This is a genomic window from Shewanella sp. 3_MG-2023 (assembly GCF_030548765.1).
Lineage (GTDB): Bacteria > Pseudomonadota > Gammaproteobacteria > Enterobacterales > Shewanellaceae > Shewanella.
The window spans coordinates 121,795-135,470 of record NZ_JAUOSH010000008.1; the positions used below are offsets into that span (position 1 = coordinate 121,795).

Sequence of the window (13,676 nt, forward strand, 5' to 3'; positions counted from 1 at the left end):
ATAATTGAGTAAACAAATACTATATTTATTTGTTATACAGCATAAAAAAGGGCTATGCATTGCATAACCCTTAACAAAAATCACTAATTTATCATTGCTGCTTAATTACAGCTTGATAACCCACACATGAGCTTAGCCAGCAGGTGTTATGGCGAGCAAAGCCAAGGTTAACCCCAAATAAACTTAGCTAAAAATAGTGCCGCAATAAACAAGATACCAAGATTTAACTCTTTAAAACGGCCAGTAAGTAGTTTAATCACCGCATAAGAGATAAAACCAAACCCTATGGCATTAGCAATTGAAAAGGTTAATGGCATCAATAAACACACAATGACCACAGGCGCCGCTTCTGTTAAGTCTTCCCACTCAACATTGACTAAGCCAGACATCATCAAAATCGCCACATAAAACAAGGCGCCACTGGTAGCATAAGCGGGTACCATGCCGGCAAGTGGGGCAAAAAATAATGCAGCAATAAACAACAAACCGACGACAACAGCGGTTAAGCCAGTACGGCCACCGGCGCTAACGCCTGCCGTGCTTTCAATATAACTAGTGGTCGTTGATGTTCCTAACGTCGCCCCTGCGATGGTGGCTAAGCTGTCTGCACTTAAGGCGCGTTTCACTCTTGGTAAACGCCCTTGTTCATCTAAAAATCCGCCACGCTGCGCGACTGCAACCAAGGTGCCTGAGGTATCAAATAAATCCACAAACAAGAAGGCAAATATCACTGAAATCATACTGATTTCAAGCACTGCGGATAAATCCATTTTCATGAATGTCGGTGCTATCGATGGTGGCATCGACATAACGCCGTTATAACTCACTTCACCAGCTAACAATGCAATGGCTGTGACAATGAAAATACTTAATATCACCGCCGCTTTGTAGCCACGCTGTACCATAGCAATGATCAAGAAAAACCCCACCGCAGCCATCACAGCTGAGAATGAAGTGATATCCCCCATAGTGACTAATGTTGCCGGACTTGCCACCACAATACCGGCGCTTTTAAGGCCAATAAAGGCCAAGAACAAACCGATACCCGCGGCAATACCTAATCGCAGACTCATTGGAATACTGTTAACTATCCATTCTCTAATTTTCACCAAAGATAAAATTAAGAAACAAATACCAGACATAAATACTGCGCCAAGTGCAGTTTCCCAGCTATAGCCCATTTCGCCGACAACGGTATAAGTGAAGAAAGCATTAAGCCCCATACCCGGCGCTAATGCGATGGGGTAATTGGCCACTAAGCCCATCACTAAACAGCCCACTGCCGCGGCTAAACAAGTGGCCACAAACACTGCACCATGATCCATGCCGGCATCAGCTAACATCATAGGGTTAACAAAAATAATGTAAGCCATGGTGAGAAAGGTAGTGAGACCCGCGACAACTTCTTGTTTTAAATTCGTTTGATTATCTTTGAGTTTAAACAGTTTCTCTAACATGAAGCCTTGTTCCTTGAAAAGGGGGTGTAATTGGCTGCTATAGCCGCTACTGGCTAATTACAGTCAAAATCAGAGGTGAATTAATTCGTTCGGATTATAGGTACTTATAAGGTTTATAGCCATGTTAGATAACTAAACACTTATATTCGTATGAAAGACAATTTAACTCAATGAAAAGCCAGTGGTTGATAAATTTCAGGCAAAAAAAATGCCTACTCAAAAGAGTAGGCAGACAAGTTAAAAGTTTTCCGTATGGGGAGAGGAAAACTGCATCACAATTAAGTGATAAAACTTAAAAAGTAAATTGGCAATAGAGAACCAATTTACTTGTTGTCTAAAACCGCCCAAAGGCGACAGAAAAAAGGGTTGATACGGTAAATCAATGAATAAGGAGGGTTAGCCCTTAAACGTCATGGCATAAATGCCAAAAGACAGAACAGCTGGATTTAACCAAGTGCCTTGTCCATAAATAGTATAGCTGTCTGTAGAAGACATAATCATACTCCAAATAAAGTTGCGAAAACCTAGTCTTGCTTGGCTCGGTTCCTTGGAACAAACTTTTCTCAATCCATTGAGACAACTCATCACTCGATTCCTTGGAGACTATATCCATCCTGGATTAACTAGAATTGGAAAGCACCGTCGCTGTCCAACGAGAGGAATAATACCAAAGTGTAATTTTATTACAAGTATTTATTTAATTATTTTATATTTCAATCAAAAAATGAAATAAAAGCACACTTGTATGACAAATTAAGAATTTAGAGTTCTCATTAGCAAACAATCAACCACTAAATAGCACAATATATAGTGGTTGAGCAAAAAACAAACTACACATTGCCGCCCAAAACGCTTTGTAATAAAGTTACCAAAGGCGAGGCTGTGGGTTTCCCATACAAACTATGGCCTTCTGTGGCACTACCGGCAATATCAAGATGCGCAAAAGGCAATGGCATGGCAGAGCCTGTGCCATGTTGGCCCAAGCCTGAAGCATTAATTAAAAATGCTGCGGGATATTGATGGCCTCTGGCAGTAATGGCAGAAGGGCCGTTATTAGATGACAATAACTCCCCTTGGCCAGAGATATTATGTACCTTGGCAAAATCATCATGACGCAAGCTAGATAACTCAAATGGTTCGCCCCATTGCTCAGCAATGCCAGCTAGGGTGTGACCCATACCAGCTTGTTGTGCCACTTTGTTCTCGACTAGTGCGGTATAGCCGCCATAACAGCGCACCACATGGCCGGTTAAGGTTGCCACAGAAAATACTTGCGGCTTAATTGCTGTCATTGCCTGAAGTCTTAAGTGAGATAATAAGTCTGCCAGCACTAAGCGCCCTTCGGCATCAGTATTACCAATACGCACTCTAACACCGCCATGGCTGGTAATGATTTCATCAGGAACAAAGGCATCGCTGCCAATACTGTTTCGCACCAAACCTAACTCTGCTATCACTCTAATGCCTTTGGGCTTTAAGATAGATAAGGTTTTCATTAAGCCTGCCACCGCTGCAGCGCCGCCTTTATCTCGGCTCATACCCGCCATGCCACCGGCGACTTTAATATCTGCGCCGCCAGTATCGTAAATAACTCCTTTACCAGCAAACAAGTAGGTGCGATCAATGGCGCCCTCTGCCACATATTCCAGTTTAACCACGCGAGGTTGATGCCGAGGCACATTAAATGAGGCTCTCCCTACTGCGCAAAGCAGCGGGTAATCGCGCTCTAACTCTTCACGTTCTTCAATGACTCTGATTGCTAAACCACTGTCTTTTAGCGCCTCAACGCAATAATCAGCAAATGCTGGCGCCGCCATTCTTTCTGGCTCAGTGCCGCATAGATCCCTTGCCAAAATCTTACCGGCTTCGACAGCATTGAGCAGGCCACTGCAATTGTCGCTGCCAAGCAAACCAATGGCGCTAAATGCTGGGGTAATTGCTGTGGCTTCTCGCAGCTCCAGTGATTGCCATAGTTCCTGACCACAGGCAAGTGCAGCAACCTGTTTAGCAAATTGATAGCGCTTATCTTGGCTGGTTTCTACCACCAACAGCGGTTGTTTTGCTCCCGCAGCCTTAGCAATAACAATGCCTTCTCTAGCTGCTTTGGCAAACACACTCACATCACTGTATTCATTAGTGGCATTAACAACTGGGGCGACAATCAGTCTGCCACCCGCAAGTCCGGGCGCCAGTAACAATGTTGCCGACTGACCAATGCGCTGATCGATTTGTTTCGCATGCTTGGCGAGTATTTTTATTTCATCTTGGGCAATGGCGGCTAAATCGGTGGCGACTACCACTACGGCGTCCCAGCCATGGCCTTCAAAAATGGCTTGATCATTTGCTACATCAACGATATTGACTTGAAACATGGGGCATCCTTTTTAAATAGATTGTTATTATTGCTTGCTAATCAGTAATTTCAGGTGCTGAATCACAAATCATAACGACCAATGGTGGTTAAAGTATATAAGCTTAGCTTTACGATAGAGTTAAAATATATTTACAAAAATTAATTTAATCCAGCCTCTCTACTTGCTCTAGGTCACTACTTAGTAACGACAATATGGTAAACTTCAGCGCATCTATTCCCACATTCATAGCATTTAGGGAGTCTTCGTGACCGCCATTAATCAATTATATCCCCAGCCATTATGGCAATGGTTTGAACAAATTTGTGCGATTCCGCATCCATCCAAGTTTGAACAAGCACTTAGTGAACATATCCAGCAATGGGCTAAATCGAAAGGTTTGCCTGTCGTCGAAGATAAAGTCGGTAACTTGATCATTAAAAAGCCAGCGTATGCTGGAATGGAAGAACGCAAGACTGTGGTATTACAAGCCCACATTGATATGGTTCCACAAAAAAATGCCGATAAAGTGCATGATTTTGAAAAAGATCCTATTGAAGCCTATGTAGATGGCGAATGGCTAAAAGCCAAGGGCACCACCTTAGGTGCTGATAACGGTATTGGTATGGCTTCAGCGTTAGCAATTCTTGGCGCTGACAACATTAAACATGGTCCATTAGAAGTGCTGCTTACCATTGATGAAGAAGCGGGCATGACTGGCGCTTTCGGCCTTGAAGCTGGTTACCTTGATGCTGATATTTTAATTAATACTGACTCAGAACAAGAAGGCGAAATCTACATGGGTTGCGCTGGCGGTGTTGATGCACAGCTAAGCGTTCCTATGTCATGGCAAGCACCTGAGCAAAGCAATGCCAGCTTTAGCTTAACCCTTTCAGGTTTAAAGGGCGGCCATTCAGGCGTCAACATTCATTTAGGTCGCGGCAATGCCAATAAATTATTAGCCCGTTTCTTATTTAGTTATGGTGATGATTTACAAATTGAATTAGTTAACTTCACTGGCGGCTCTTTACGTAATGCTATCCCCCGTGAAGCTAGCATCAACTTTATGCTGCCAAGCGAAAATAAAGCCAAGCTTGAGCAAGCCATTGCTCAATATCAAGCGATTGTTCGTGAAGAGCTGGCAATTGCTGACCCTGACATGTTGCTAACACTTGCAGCCATTGACGCTCCAGCAAAAGTCATGAGTGAAGATGCGCAAAATACCTTAATCGATTTACTGCACGCCTGCCCTAACGGCGTAATGCGTATGAGCGATGAAGTTGAAGGTGTGACTGAAACATCGCTTAACGTCGGAGTGATTAACACTGACAACGAATCTGTTGAAGTGCTATGTCTTATCCGCTCATTGATTGACTCAGGCCGAGTGCAAATTGAAACGCAATTAACGGCATTAGCAAACCTTTCAGGTGCTAGCATTGATCTATCAGGCGCTTACCCTGGTTGGAAGCCTGATAATAGCTCACCAGTGATGGCCATTGTCCGTGAAACGTATAATGATATTTATAAGAAAGACCCGACGATTATGGTTATCCATGCCGGTCTTGAATGTGGACTATTTAAAGAACCATACCCAACCATGGATATGGTCTCTATTGGCCCAACCATTCGTTTCCCACATAGCCCTGACGAAATGGTGAACATCACCACTGTTGGCCAATATTGGGAACTACTGCTTGCGGTACTAGAGCGTATTCCAGCAAAAGGCTGAGCTTTAACTCTCTATTAAATTACGCGCTTAATAAAAAGGCTGCTCTATTCTTGATATAAGAAAAGGCAGCCTTTTTGTTTCTAGCGATAATCACTAGAACTGCAAATCTAATTGCTCGCTATTATCATCTGTAACCACTTCTGGCTGGCTATTATCAGCTAAACCAACACTGACACCGATTAATCTTATACCTCGACCATTGGCCCGCTCTAGTGCTTGAGTTAACAATGTCTGGAATAAGTTAAGCGACATTTCATCACTGCGATGCTCAATGGTAGTTTGCTTGAAATCGTTAAATTTAAGTTTTACTACCTGTTTATGAATTTGCCGGTCTTTAGCACTGCGATGCACCCGGCTAATAAGCTCTTGGATTAACTGCGGCATGACATTGCTGCATTGCTCTATAGTAAAAATATCTTGGGCTAAGGTGGTCTCAACCCCAACCGACTTTCTGATACGATTTGGGCTTATTTGACGTGTATCGATACCTTGAGTGCGCTCAATTAACACGCGGCCAAATTTACCAAAACCGCTGATGAGCTTGTCACTCGGGTAGCGCTGCACGTCTTCACAGGTTTCAAGCCCGAGCGCTGCAAGCTTAGCCGAGGTTACTTTTCCCACCCCAGGGATTTTACTTAAGGATAATGATTTTATAAACGAAGGGATCTCAGCAGGCGTGATCACATATTGACCATTAGGCTTATTTAAGTCAGAAGCTATTTTAGCTAAAAACTTAATCGGTGCGACTCCCGCGGAAGCAGTAAGCCCGGTTACCGTAAAGATTTCAGCTCTGATCTGCTCAGCAATTAAGGTGGCGCTACCTTTACATGCATCACAATCAGTAACATCAAGATACGCCTCGTCCAATGATAACGGCTCAACTAATTCTGTATAACGATGGAATATTTCACGGATTTGCAGCGAAACCGCTTTGTAAACCTCCATCCTGCCTGGCACCAATATCAAATCTGGGCAGAGTTTTAATGCCTGATAACTCGACATAGCAGAACGAACGCCATATTTACGCGCCTCATAACTACAGGTACTGATAACACCACGGCGATCGCTGCGCCCACCTACAGCAATAGGTTTACCACGCAATTGTGGAAAATCACGCATTTCAACTGCGGCATAATAGCAATCCATATCAATGTGGATAATTTTACGCATGGCGTTTTCATAAAGAAGTCACTGAATGACATCATGATACTGTATATAAAAACAGTGTTCAAATTAAACCTTTATCACCAGTCGCGTTGAAAGCTTCAAATTACAAAATAGCGCTAATTTGCAATACAAATAAATAACAGTAAGAACACTAAACATCAGACAACACAAAAACAAAATCAACATTACATGATGCAAATCACTAACTTTTTTATAAGCTTAGGGTATATTTTGATTTATAAGCAGGTACAATCAAACAAAAATAATAATACAATTAGGTGAGTTATGAACAAGTTTGGCTTTAAAGCGAGTTTACTATTTGCGTTAACAATTCTATTAGCTTTCGCCTTGATCATTAGCGGGCTGGTCACTCACCAATTATTAAAACAACAAATAACAGACAAGCTGACAACCGACATCCACCACCAAATAAAAACCAAAGTCAGTGAAATAGAAAGCTCATTTAATCGCACCACTTCCGCGGTAACTGAACTCGCGAGTCTATACCGTCATAACAATGTGGATGCCGGCCATGTCGCCATGACTCAATACACAGCGAAATTAGGTGGCGTCTCTAAAGTCATTATGGGGTTTGATGATGGCCAATCCTTTGCCTCTATTGCTTCAGAGTCTTTTCCTGACGGCGTCGGTGTAGTCGATAAATATGATCCCCGCACTCGTCCTTGGTACCAAAACGGCAAACAAAAAAATACCTTGTCCCTCAGCGAAGTGTTTTTTACCCGTACAGACGGTATACCTATGGTCGGGGTTATGCACCCAATTGATGGCGGGATCATCATGGCGGATTTACGTTTTGACTACTTGCAACTGCAACTACAAGCATTAGCAGATATTGAAGGTGCCACTGGCTTTATTATTGATAAAAATGGCTTAGTGTTAGCCTCTAATTCAGCCTTAACTAATCAAAAAGACAATATCAGCAGCAATAGCCAACTAAGCGAGATCTATCAAAGTATTCTCGGTCAGGATAGCTCATGGGCGCTCAGTGATATAAATGACGTTAGCACGATTATTGCTAGTCAAAAAATCCCTTTAATTGATAACAACCAATGGTATGTGATTGTCACCCTCGATGAAGCAACAGCTTTCGCACCGCTTGTTAATGCCACATTAAAACTCAGCGGCATCATATTATTGGTACTTGGCTTATCTGTTGTGGCGTTATTAATACTACTGAATAAGCTCTATCAACCGATTAATGAACTACGTGACTTAGTCACTGGCTTATCTCAAGGTAATGGTGATTTAACCCGTCGTTTGGAAGTCAAAAATGATGACGATATCGGAAAAATTTCCCTCGGAATTAACGCCTTTATTTCACAACTACAAACCATGTTGTTAGCCATCAATAAATCGACAATTAAATTATCTACCGGTATTGATAAGCTGCAGCACTATAGCCAAAACAGCGAACAAATTTTGACAGCCCATACCAATGAAACAACCCAAATTGTGACCGCCATTGAAGAGCTATCAAATACCGCTGTCACTGTGGTTGAGAATACCGAAACCGCAGCCAAGCATACTAATGAGGCTAATATTACTGGCGAGCAATCACTGAAGACCATTAACTTAACCCAAGTGGGTATCCAAGGTTTAGCTGCTGAAATCCATCAAACTGCTGGTAATGTCGAGCACATGAATAATGAAACCAGCAGTATTCAAAGCATTGTTGATGTGATTGGGAGTATTGCAGAGCAAACCAACCTGTTAGCGCTTAATGCCTCGATTGAAGCTGCAAGGGCCGGAGAGCAAGGGCGTGGTTTTGCTGTGGTTGCAGATGAAGTGCGCGCCCTTGCCAGTCGCACCCAAACAAGTACCAGTGAAATTGAAATCGCGCTGGCAAAATTAAAAGCTGAAGCCACTGCGGTGGTGGCGGCCATTGGCAGTACTGAACGAGCCTGCTCAGACACGGTTACTGAGGTCAGTAATACTTCTGATAATTTACAAACCATGAGTACTATTGTTGCTCAAATCAATGCCCTCAATAGCCAGATATCCACTTCAGCAAATGAGCAAAATATTGTTATTCAGGAAATTAATCGAAGCATGCACCAAATTCACGATATGGTTGAAACCTTAAATGATGAAGGCATTATGCAGCGAAATGAAACGGATAATATTGCCACAATCAATGTGGAGCTAACCAATATGATTAATCAGTTCAAACTATAGCGTTACCAATACATATAACGCTTAAAAATCCCATAAAAAAAGCCTAACTCAGTTAGGCTTTTGTTTTGTAGCAAACTCAATGATTACATTTTGTTTTGAAGCAAACTCAATGATTACATTTTGGTTTGCAGATAATTTTGTAAACCAACGCGATCAATTAATCGAATTTGTTTTTCTAACCAATACATGTGATCAGATTCAGTATCATCAAGTAGTACTTCTAAGATTTCACGGGTTTGGAAGTCGCCTTTTACTTCGCATAAAGCGATGACTTCACGTAAATGATCAGCAACTTGATATTCGTAGCTCAAGTCATTTTTAAGCATCTCTTCTACGTCTTTACCGATGTTTAATGCTTCACGACTTGCAACATCTGGCGTGCCTTCCAAGAAAAGAATGCGCTGAACTAACTTAGCAGCATGGGCTTTTTCGTCATCTGACTCATGTAAGATGCGCGTATAAAGCTCATCAAATCCCCAATCTTCGTACATGTGTGCATGTACAAAGTATTGATCCATCGCTGACAACTCACCAGTTAATAATGCATTTAAAGCTGCAATAACTTCTGGATTACCTTTCATGATAATGTCCTATTAATCTTTAATTTGTGATTGAAGATAGTTCTGAATACCGGTTTGGTTAATCAGCTCTTTTTGGGTTTCAATCCAGTCTAGATGCTCTTCTTCATCTTCAAGTAAATCTTCTAATAAATCACGAGTAACGTAATCGCGCTCTGTTTCACAAAGCTTAATCGCCTCTCGTAAAACGACCAACTGCTCGACTACCGCTTGCTGATCACAATCAAACATTTCTTCGCAATGCTCACCAATGCGTAACTTGTCTAATTGTTGAAGGTTAGGTAAACCTTCCAAAAACAATACCCGCTCAATTAACTTGTCTGCATGTTTCATATCTTGAATAGATTTTTTATATTCTTTCTCATTGAGGTTTTCGAGTCCCCAATGCTTGAACATACGCGCGTGAAGAAAATATTGATTAATGGCAGTGAGCTCACATGTCAGTACACGATTAAGCTGACTAATTACTTTTGGATGGCCTTTCATGATTTAGTCCTTAAATGCTAGATTGATCTGGATCAATTTCGACCAGCATAGTACATGTGACTTCAAAAAACAATTCCCCTTTATTATCATAAACTTAGTCATTGATAACTATTATCATTATAACTTAGGTTCTTATCTCGCTTCAGCATTTTCACGTTTGAATATTTCTTAATAGAATCACATCTCTAGCTAATTCTGCTGGTTTTTAATAGTGACAATAATCACACTAGTAAGGGTAAATGTTAGCTGTAATTAGTTTTGTAAATTTTGTAACAGTCGTAAAAAAGCCCACTTGAAAGTGGGCTTAAAGTTAATGCTGGCGCACTAGATAATCCGGTTTTGATTCAGTTTTGCTTCTCTTTCAGCTTCAGCCATGCGGCGTTTGCGTTTATCGCATGGGTCATCACAATCACAAGCTTTCTCAATACCCAAAACACCTAAACCACCACAACTGCCTTCAACCGCCTTGCGCTTCACGATATAGCCCACGGACATTAATAAAAAAAATAATAACAACACCACAAATGCTGCGATAAAAGTACTCATCATATTCTCCAAGCTAAATTGGTCATCAAATAAATCTTTAAATGCCATTAACGAATGTAAGGTGCAAACGACTCACTATAAAATACGTCATAATTATCGTCGTCTTTTTCAATCAGCATAACTGGCAGTTTCTCACGCTCAGCTAACGCTAAAGACTCTTCCGTACCTAATACCATCATTGCAGTTGCATAAGCGTCTGCAGTCATACTACTAGGGTGCAAAACGGTTACTGACGCTAACTTATGCTTTATTGGATAACCGCTTCTAGGGTCAATTAAATGCGAAAAACGCTCGCCGTTTTCTTCATAATAAATTCTGTAATCGCCAGATGTCGCTAGCGCCATATTACCAGGCTCTATCACCTGTTGAATAGCCGCCCCTTGGCTCGAAGGTTTCTCAACTGCAACACGCCATGGGCTGCCGTCATTTTTAACACCTTTAACGCTAATCTCACCACCAATTTCCACTAAGTATCCCTCTACTTGGTATTTATTGAGTAGTGCAGCAATTTTATCGACACCATAGCCTTTAGCAAGGGAAGATAAATCAATGTAGAGATCAGGGCTTAACTTGGTGACAGTTAAATCTTTGACACTAAAACCATGAATATCCGATTTAGCTTTCATCTCGGCAATCGTTTCAGCGCTTGGGATCGCTGTTGGGCGCTTATCAGGACCAAAGCCCCATAGGTTAACTAATGGCCCTAAGGTAATATCCAGCGCGCCTTGAGTCGTGTCGTAAAGGCGTAAGCCTTCATTTAAAACCTTGGCTGTATCCGCTGAAACTTTCAGGCGTTGATTAACACCTAGCTGGTTAAAACGTGATAGTTCTGACTTCGGTCTGTAAGTGGACATTTGATCATTAACTAACTCAAGAGCGATATCAATTTCAGCTTGTAGTAGTTGAGTGGTTGGCAGGCGCTCATTACGTACCACTTTTATATGATAAGTGGTCCCCATGGTATTGCCTGACAGTGACACTATCTTATCTTCAGTTCCACAGCCGACTAAAATCAACAAACCAAAAAATACTGCCAGCGTCTTCATCGAAATTTTTATCATGTAAATGTTCAAATTCTCAATTTTTATATGGTTAATGTTTAAATCATTCTTAGCTAAAGCAACAGTGGCTAAAGCAACAACGACTAAACTACAAAGTCCCTAAAATAAAAATTGCAGCTAGCTTAACAATGGTGACCACCGTGTCAGCTAGCTGCAATTTATGACGTTCAATGTCTTTTGCAAAGGGTTAGCAGTTAGTCACTAACCACCAAAGTCATCGAGTAAGATGTTTTCATCTTCAACGCCTAAGTCTTTAAGCATACCAATTACCGCAGCATTCATCATTGGAGGTCCACACATGTAGAACTCACAATCTTCTGGTGCGTCATGGTCACGTAAGTAGTTTTCGTACAATACGTTATGAATAAAGCCTGTGTAGCCATCCCAGTTATCTTCCGCTTGCGGATCAGATAACGCAACATGCCACTTAAAGTTTTCATTCTCAGCCGCTAAGCCATCGAAATCTTCTACGTAGAACATTTCACGCTTAGAACGAGCACCATACCAAAAACTCATCTTACGTTTAGACTGTAAACGCTTAAGTTGGTCAAAGATATGTGAACGCATTGGCGCCATACCTGCACCACCACCGACAAACACCATTTCAGCATCGGTATCTTTAGCAAAGAACTCACCAAATGGACCAGAAATCGTTACTTTGTCACCTTCTTTGAGGCTCCAAATAAACGATGACATCTTACCGCAAGGTAAAGTTAAGTTTCTTGGCGGCGGCGTAGCGATACGCACGTTCAACATGATGATGCCAAACTCTTCTGGGTAGTTAGCCATTGAGTATGCACGAATAGTTTCTTCATCAACCTTAGATTCTAAGTTGAAGAAACCAAAGTGTTCCCAGTCGCCACGGTATTGCGCTGGTACATCAAAGTCAGCATATTTAACGTGGTGAGCTGGGGCTTCAATTTGAATATAGCCACCCGCGCGGAACGGCACAGACTCACCATCAGGGATTTGCAGCTTAAGCTCTTTAATGAACGTCGCTTTGTTATCGTTAGAGATAACTTCACATTCCCATTTTTTGATGCCGAAAATCTCTTCATCAAGTTCGATTTCCATGTCAGTTTTAACGTTAACCTGACAGGCTAAACGACAACCTTGACGTGCTTCACCTTTGCTTATGTGATCAAGTTCAGTAGGCAGAATATCACCACCACCAGACTTAATGTTTACCCGACACTGACCACATGAGCCACCGCCACCACAAGCACTTGAAACGAAAATACCATTGTTAGCTAGTGCGCCGAGCAGCTTGCTACCAGCACCGGTTTTAATTGCTTTTTCGCTATCATCATTAATTGAGATAGTGATATCACCACTGGCTACTAGTTTAGATTTAGCAAATAAAATCACTAATACTAAAACCAGTACAATCGCGGTAAACATACTCACACCTAGATAAACATCTATCGGAGTAGCTTTAAGAATATCCATTAACTTATCCTTTAAGGTTCAAATTAATACGTCGTACGGGTGTCTTAAAGAGACACACCTGAGAACGACATGAAACCTAGCGCCATTAAGCCAGAAGTGATGAAGGTAATACCTAAACCACGTAGCCCTTTAGGCACATCAGAATACTTCATTTTCTCACGTAGACCGGCAAGCAATACAATTGCTAATGCCCAACCAACACCTGAGCCGATACCGAATACCAAGCTCTCGCCAAGGTTATAATCACGCTCAACCATGAATGAAACCGCACCAAAAATTGCACAGTTAACCGTGATCAATGGTAAGAAAATACCTAATGCGTTGTACAAAGGTGGAAAGTACTTATCTAATGCCATTTCCAGAATCTGTACTAATGCAGCAATAACACCAATAAAGGTAATGAACTTCAAGAAGCTCAAATCTGCATCAGGTACACCGGCCCAAGCTAATGCGCCAGGAGCCAGTAAACCTTGATAGATGATTTGGTTAACAGGCACTGAAATTGCCAGTACCACAATTACCGCAACACCTAGACCCATAGCAGTGGTGACTTTCTTTGATACCGCCAAGAAAGTACACATACCGAGGAAGAAGGCTAACGCCATGTTCTCAATGAAAATCGAACGAATTAACAGACTAATATAATGTTCCATTGC

11 protein-coding genes are annotated in these 13,676 nt (G+C 41.7%); 2 read left to right on the forward strand and 9 right to left on the reverse strand.

Going from position 1 to position 13,676, the window contains the following annotated elements; genetic code table 11:
- Positions 1-167: 167 nt before the first annotated feature.
- On the reverse strand, positions 168-1,457 hold the full coding sequence (locus tag Q4591_RS06670) for an NCS2 family permease (RefSeq protein ID WP_076542805.1): 1,290 nt from the start codon (positions 1,455-1,457) through the stop codon (positions 168-170).
- 830 nt (positions 1,458-2,287) lie between these two features.
- Positions 2,288-3,829: a leucyl aminopeptidase family protein gene (locus Q4591_RS06675; RefSeq protein WP_303445766.1), complete on the reverse strand. Its 1,542-nt coding sequence runs from the start codon at positions 3,827-3,829 to the stop codon at positions 2,288-2,290.
- 247 nt (positions 3,830-4,076) lie between these two features.
- Between Q4591_RS06675 and Q4591_RS06680 the strand changes: the two genes are divergently transcribed.
- Positions 4,077-5,537, forward strand: coding sequence for an aminoacyl-histidine dipeptidase (locus tag Q4591_RS06680; protein WP_102530881.1), 1,461 nt, complete (start codon positions 4,077-4,079; stop codon positions 5,535-5,537).
- A 93-nt stretch (positions 5,538-5,630) separates the two neighbouring features.
- Here the strand turns inward: Q4591_RS06680 and dinB are convergent, their stop codons facing one another.
- Positions 5,631-6,707 (reverse strand): DNA polymerase IV, encoded by a 1,077-nt coding sequence (dinB, locus tag Q4591_RS06685; protein WP_102437949.1) that lies wholly within the window; start codon positions 6,705-6,707, stop codon positions 5,631-5,633.
- Positions 6,708-6,989: 282 nt separating this feature from the next.
- Here dinB and Q4591_RS06690 point away from each other — a divergent pair, with 282 nt between their 5' ends.
- Positions 6,990-8,900: a methyl-accepting chemotaxis protein gene (locus Q4591_RS06690; RefSeq protein ID WP_303460060.1), complete on the forward strand. Its 1,911-nt coding sequence runs from the start codon at positions 6,990-6,992 to the stop codon at positions 8,898-8,900.
- 113 nt (positions 8,901-9,013) lie between these two features.
- Here Q4591_RS06690 and bfr (Q4591_RS06695) read toward each other — a convergent pair whose 3' ends face one another.
- The 6 genes from bfr (Q4591_RS06695) to nqrE form a co-directional block, all read right to left on the reverse strand.
- On the reverse strand, positions 9,014-9,481 hold the full coding sequence (gene bfr / locus Q4591_RS06695) for a bacterioferritin (RefSeq protein ID WP_102437953.1): 468 nt from the start codon (positions 9,479-9,481) through the stop codon (positions 9,014-9,016).
- Positions 9,482-9,493: 12 nt separating this feature from the next.
- Positions 9,494-9,964, reverse strand: a complete 471-nt coding sequence (gene bfr, locus Q4591_RS06700) for a bacterioferritin (protein ID WP_102520116.1) — start codon at positions 9,962-9,964, stop codon at positions 9,494-9,496.
- Positions 9,965-10,288: 324 nt separating this feature from the next.
- Entirely contained in the window at positions 10,289-10,510 is a 222-nt protein-coding gene (gene nqrM / locus Q4591_RS06705; protein WP_076542875.1) for a (Na+)-NQR maturation NqrM, read from the reverse strand.
- Between the two features lie 47 nt (positions 10,511-10,557).
- Positions 10,558-11,556 (reverse strand): FAD:protein FMN transferase, encoded by a 999-nt coding sequence (locus Q4591_RS06710; protein WP_241903506.1) that lies wholly within the window; start codon positions 11,554-11,556, stop codon positions 10,558-10,560.
- A gap of 216 nt (positions 11,557-11,772) precedes the next feature.
- On the reverse strand, positions 11,773-13,020 hold the full coding sequence (gene nqrF, locus Q4591_RS06715; RefSeq protein ID WP_102437959.1) for an NADH:ubiquinone reductase (Na(+)-transporting) subunit F: 1,248 nt from the start codon (positions 13,018-13,020) through the stop codon (positions 11,773-11,775).
- A 44-nt stretch (positions 13,021-13,064) separates the two neighbouring features.
- A complete protein-coding gene (gene nqrE / locus Q4591_RS06720) occupies positions 13,065-13,673 on the reverse strand; it encodes an NADH:ubiquinone reductase (Na(+)-transporting) subunit E (protein WP_076542779.1) in 609 nt (202 codons plus the stop codon).
- Between the last annotated feature and the right edge of the window lie 3 nt (positions 13,674-13,676).

Excerpts from the sequence above, each read along its gene's own strand:
- Q4591_RS06670 (WP_076542805.1), bottom strand. The coding sequence starts at position 1,457 with ATGTTAGAGAAACTGTTTAAACTCAAAGATAATCAAACGAATTTAAAA.
- nqrE (WP_076542779.1), bottom strand. The coding sequence starts at position 13,673 with ATGGAACATTATATTAGTCTGTTAATTCGTTCGATTTTCATTGAGAAC.
- Q4591_RS06690 (WP_303460060.1), top strand. The coding sequence starts at position 6,990 with ATGAACAAGTTTGGCTTTAAAGCGAGTTTACTATTTGCGTTAACAATT.
- nqrF (WP_102437959.1), bottom strand. The coding sequence starts at position 13,020 with ATGGATATTCTTAAAGCTACTCCGATAGATGTTTATCTAGGTGTGAGT.
- Q4591_RS06710 (WP_241903506.1), bottom strand. The coding sequence starts at position 11,556 with ATGAAGACGCTGGCAGTATTTTTTGGTTTGTTGATTTTAGTCGGCTGT.
- Q4591_RS06675 (WP_303445766.1), bottom strand. The coding sequence starts at position 3,829 with ATGTTTCAAGTCAATATCGTTGATGTAGCAAATGATCAAGCCATTTTT.
- dinB (WP_102437949.1), bottom strand. The coding sequence starts at position 6,707 with ATGCGTAAAATTATCCACATTGATATGGATTGCTATTATGCCGCAGTT.
- nqrM (WP_076542875.1), bottom strand. The coding sequence starts at position 10,510 with ATGAGTACTTTTATCGCAGCATTTGTGGTGTTGTTATTATTTTTTTTA.
- bfr (WP_102520116.1), bottom strand. The coding sequence starts at position 9,964 with ATGAAAGGCCATCCAAAAGTAATTAGTCAGCTTAATCGTGTACTGACA.
- bfr (WP_102437953.1), bottom strand. The coding sequence starts at position 9,481 with ATGAAAGGTAATCCAGAAGTTATTGCAGCTTTAAATGCATTATTAACT.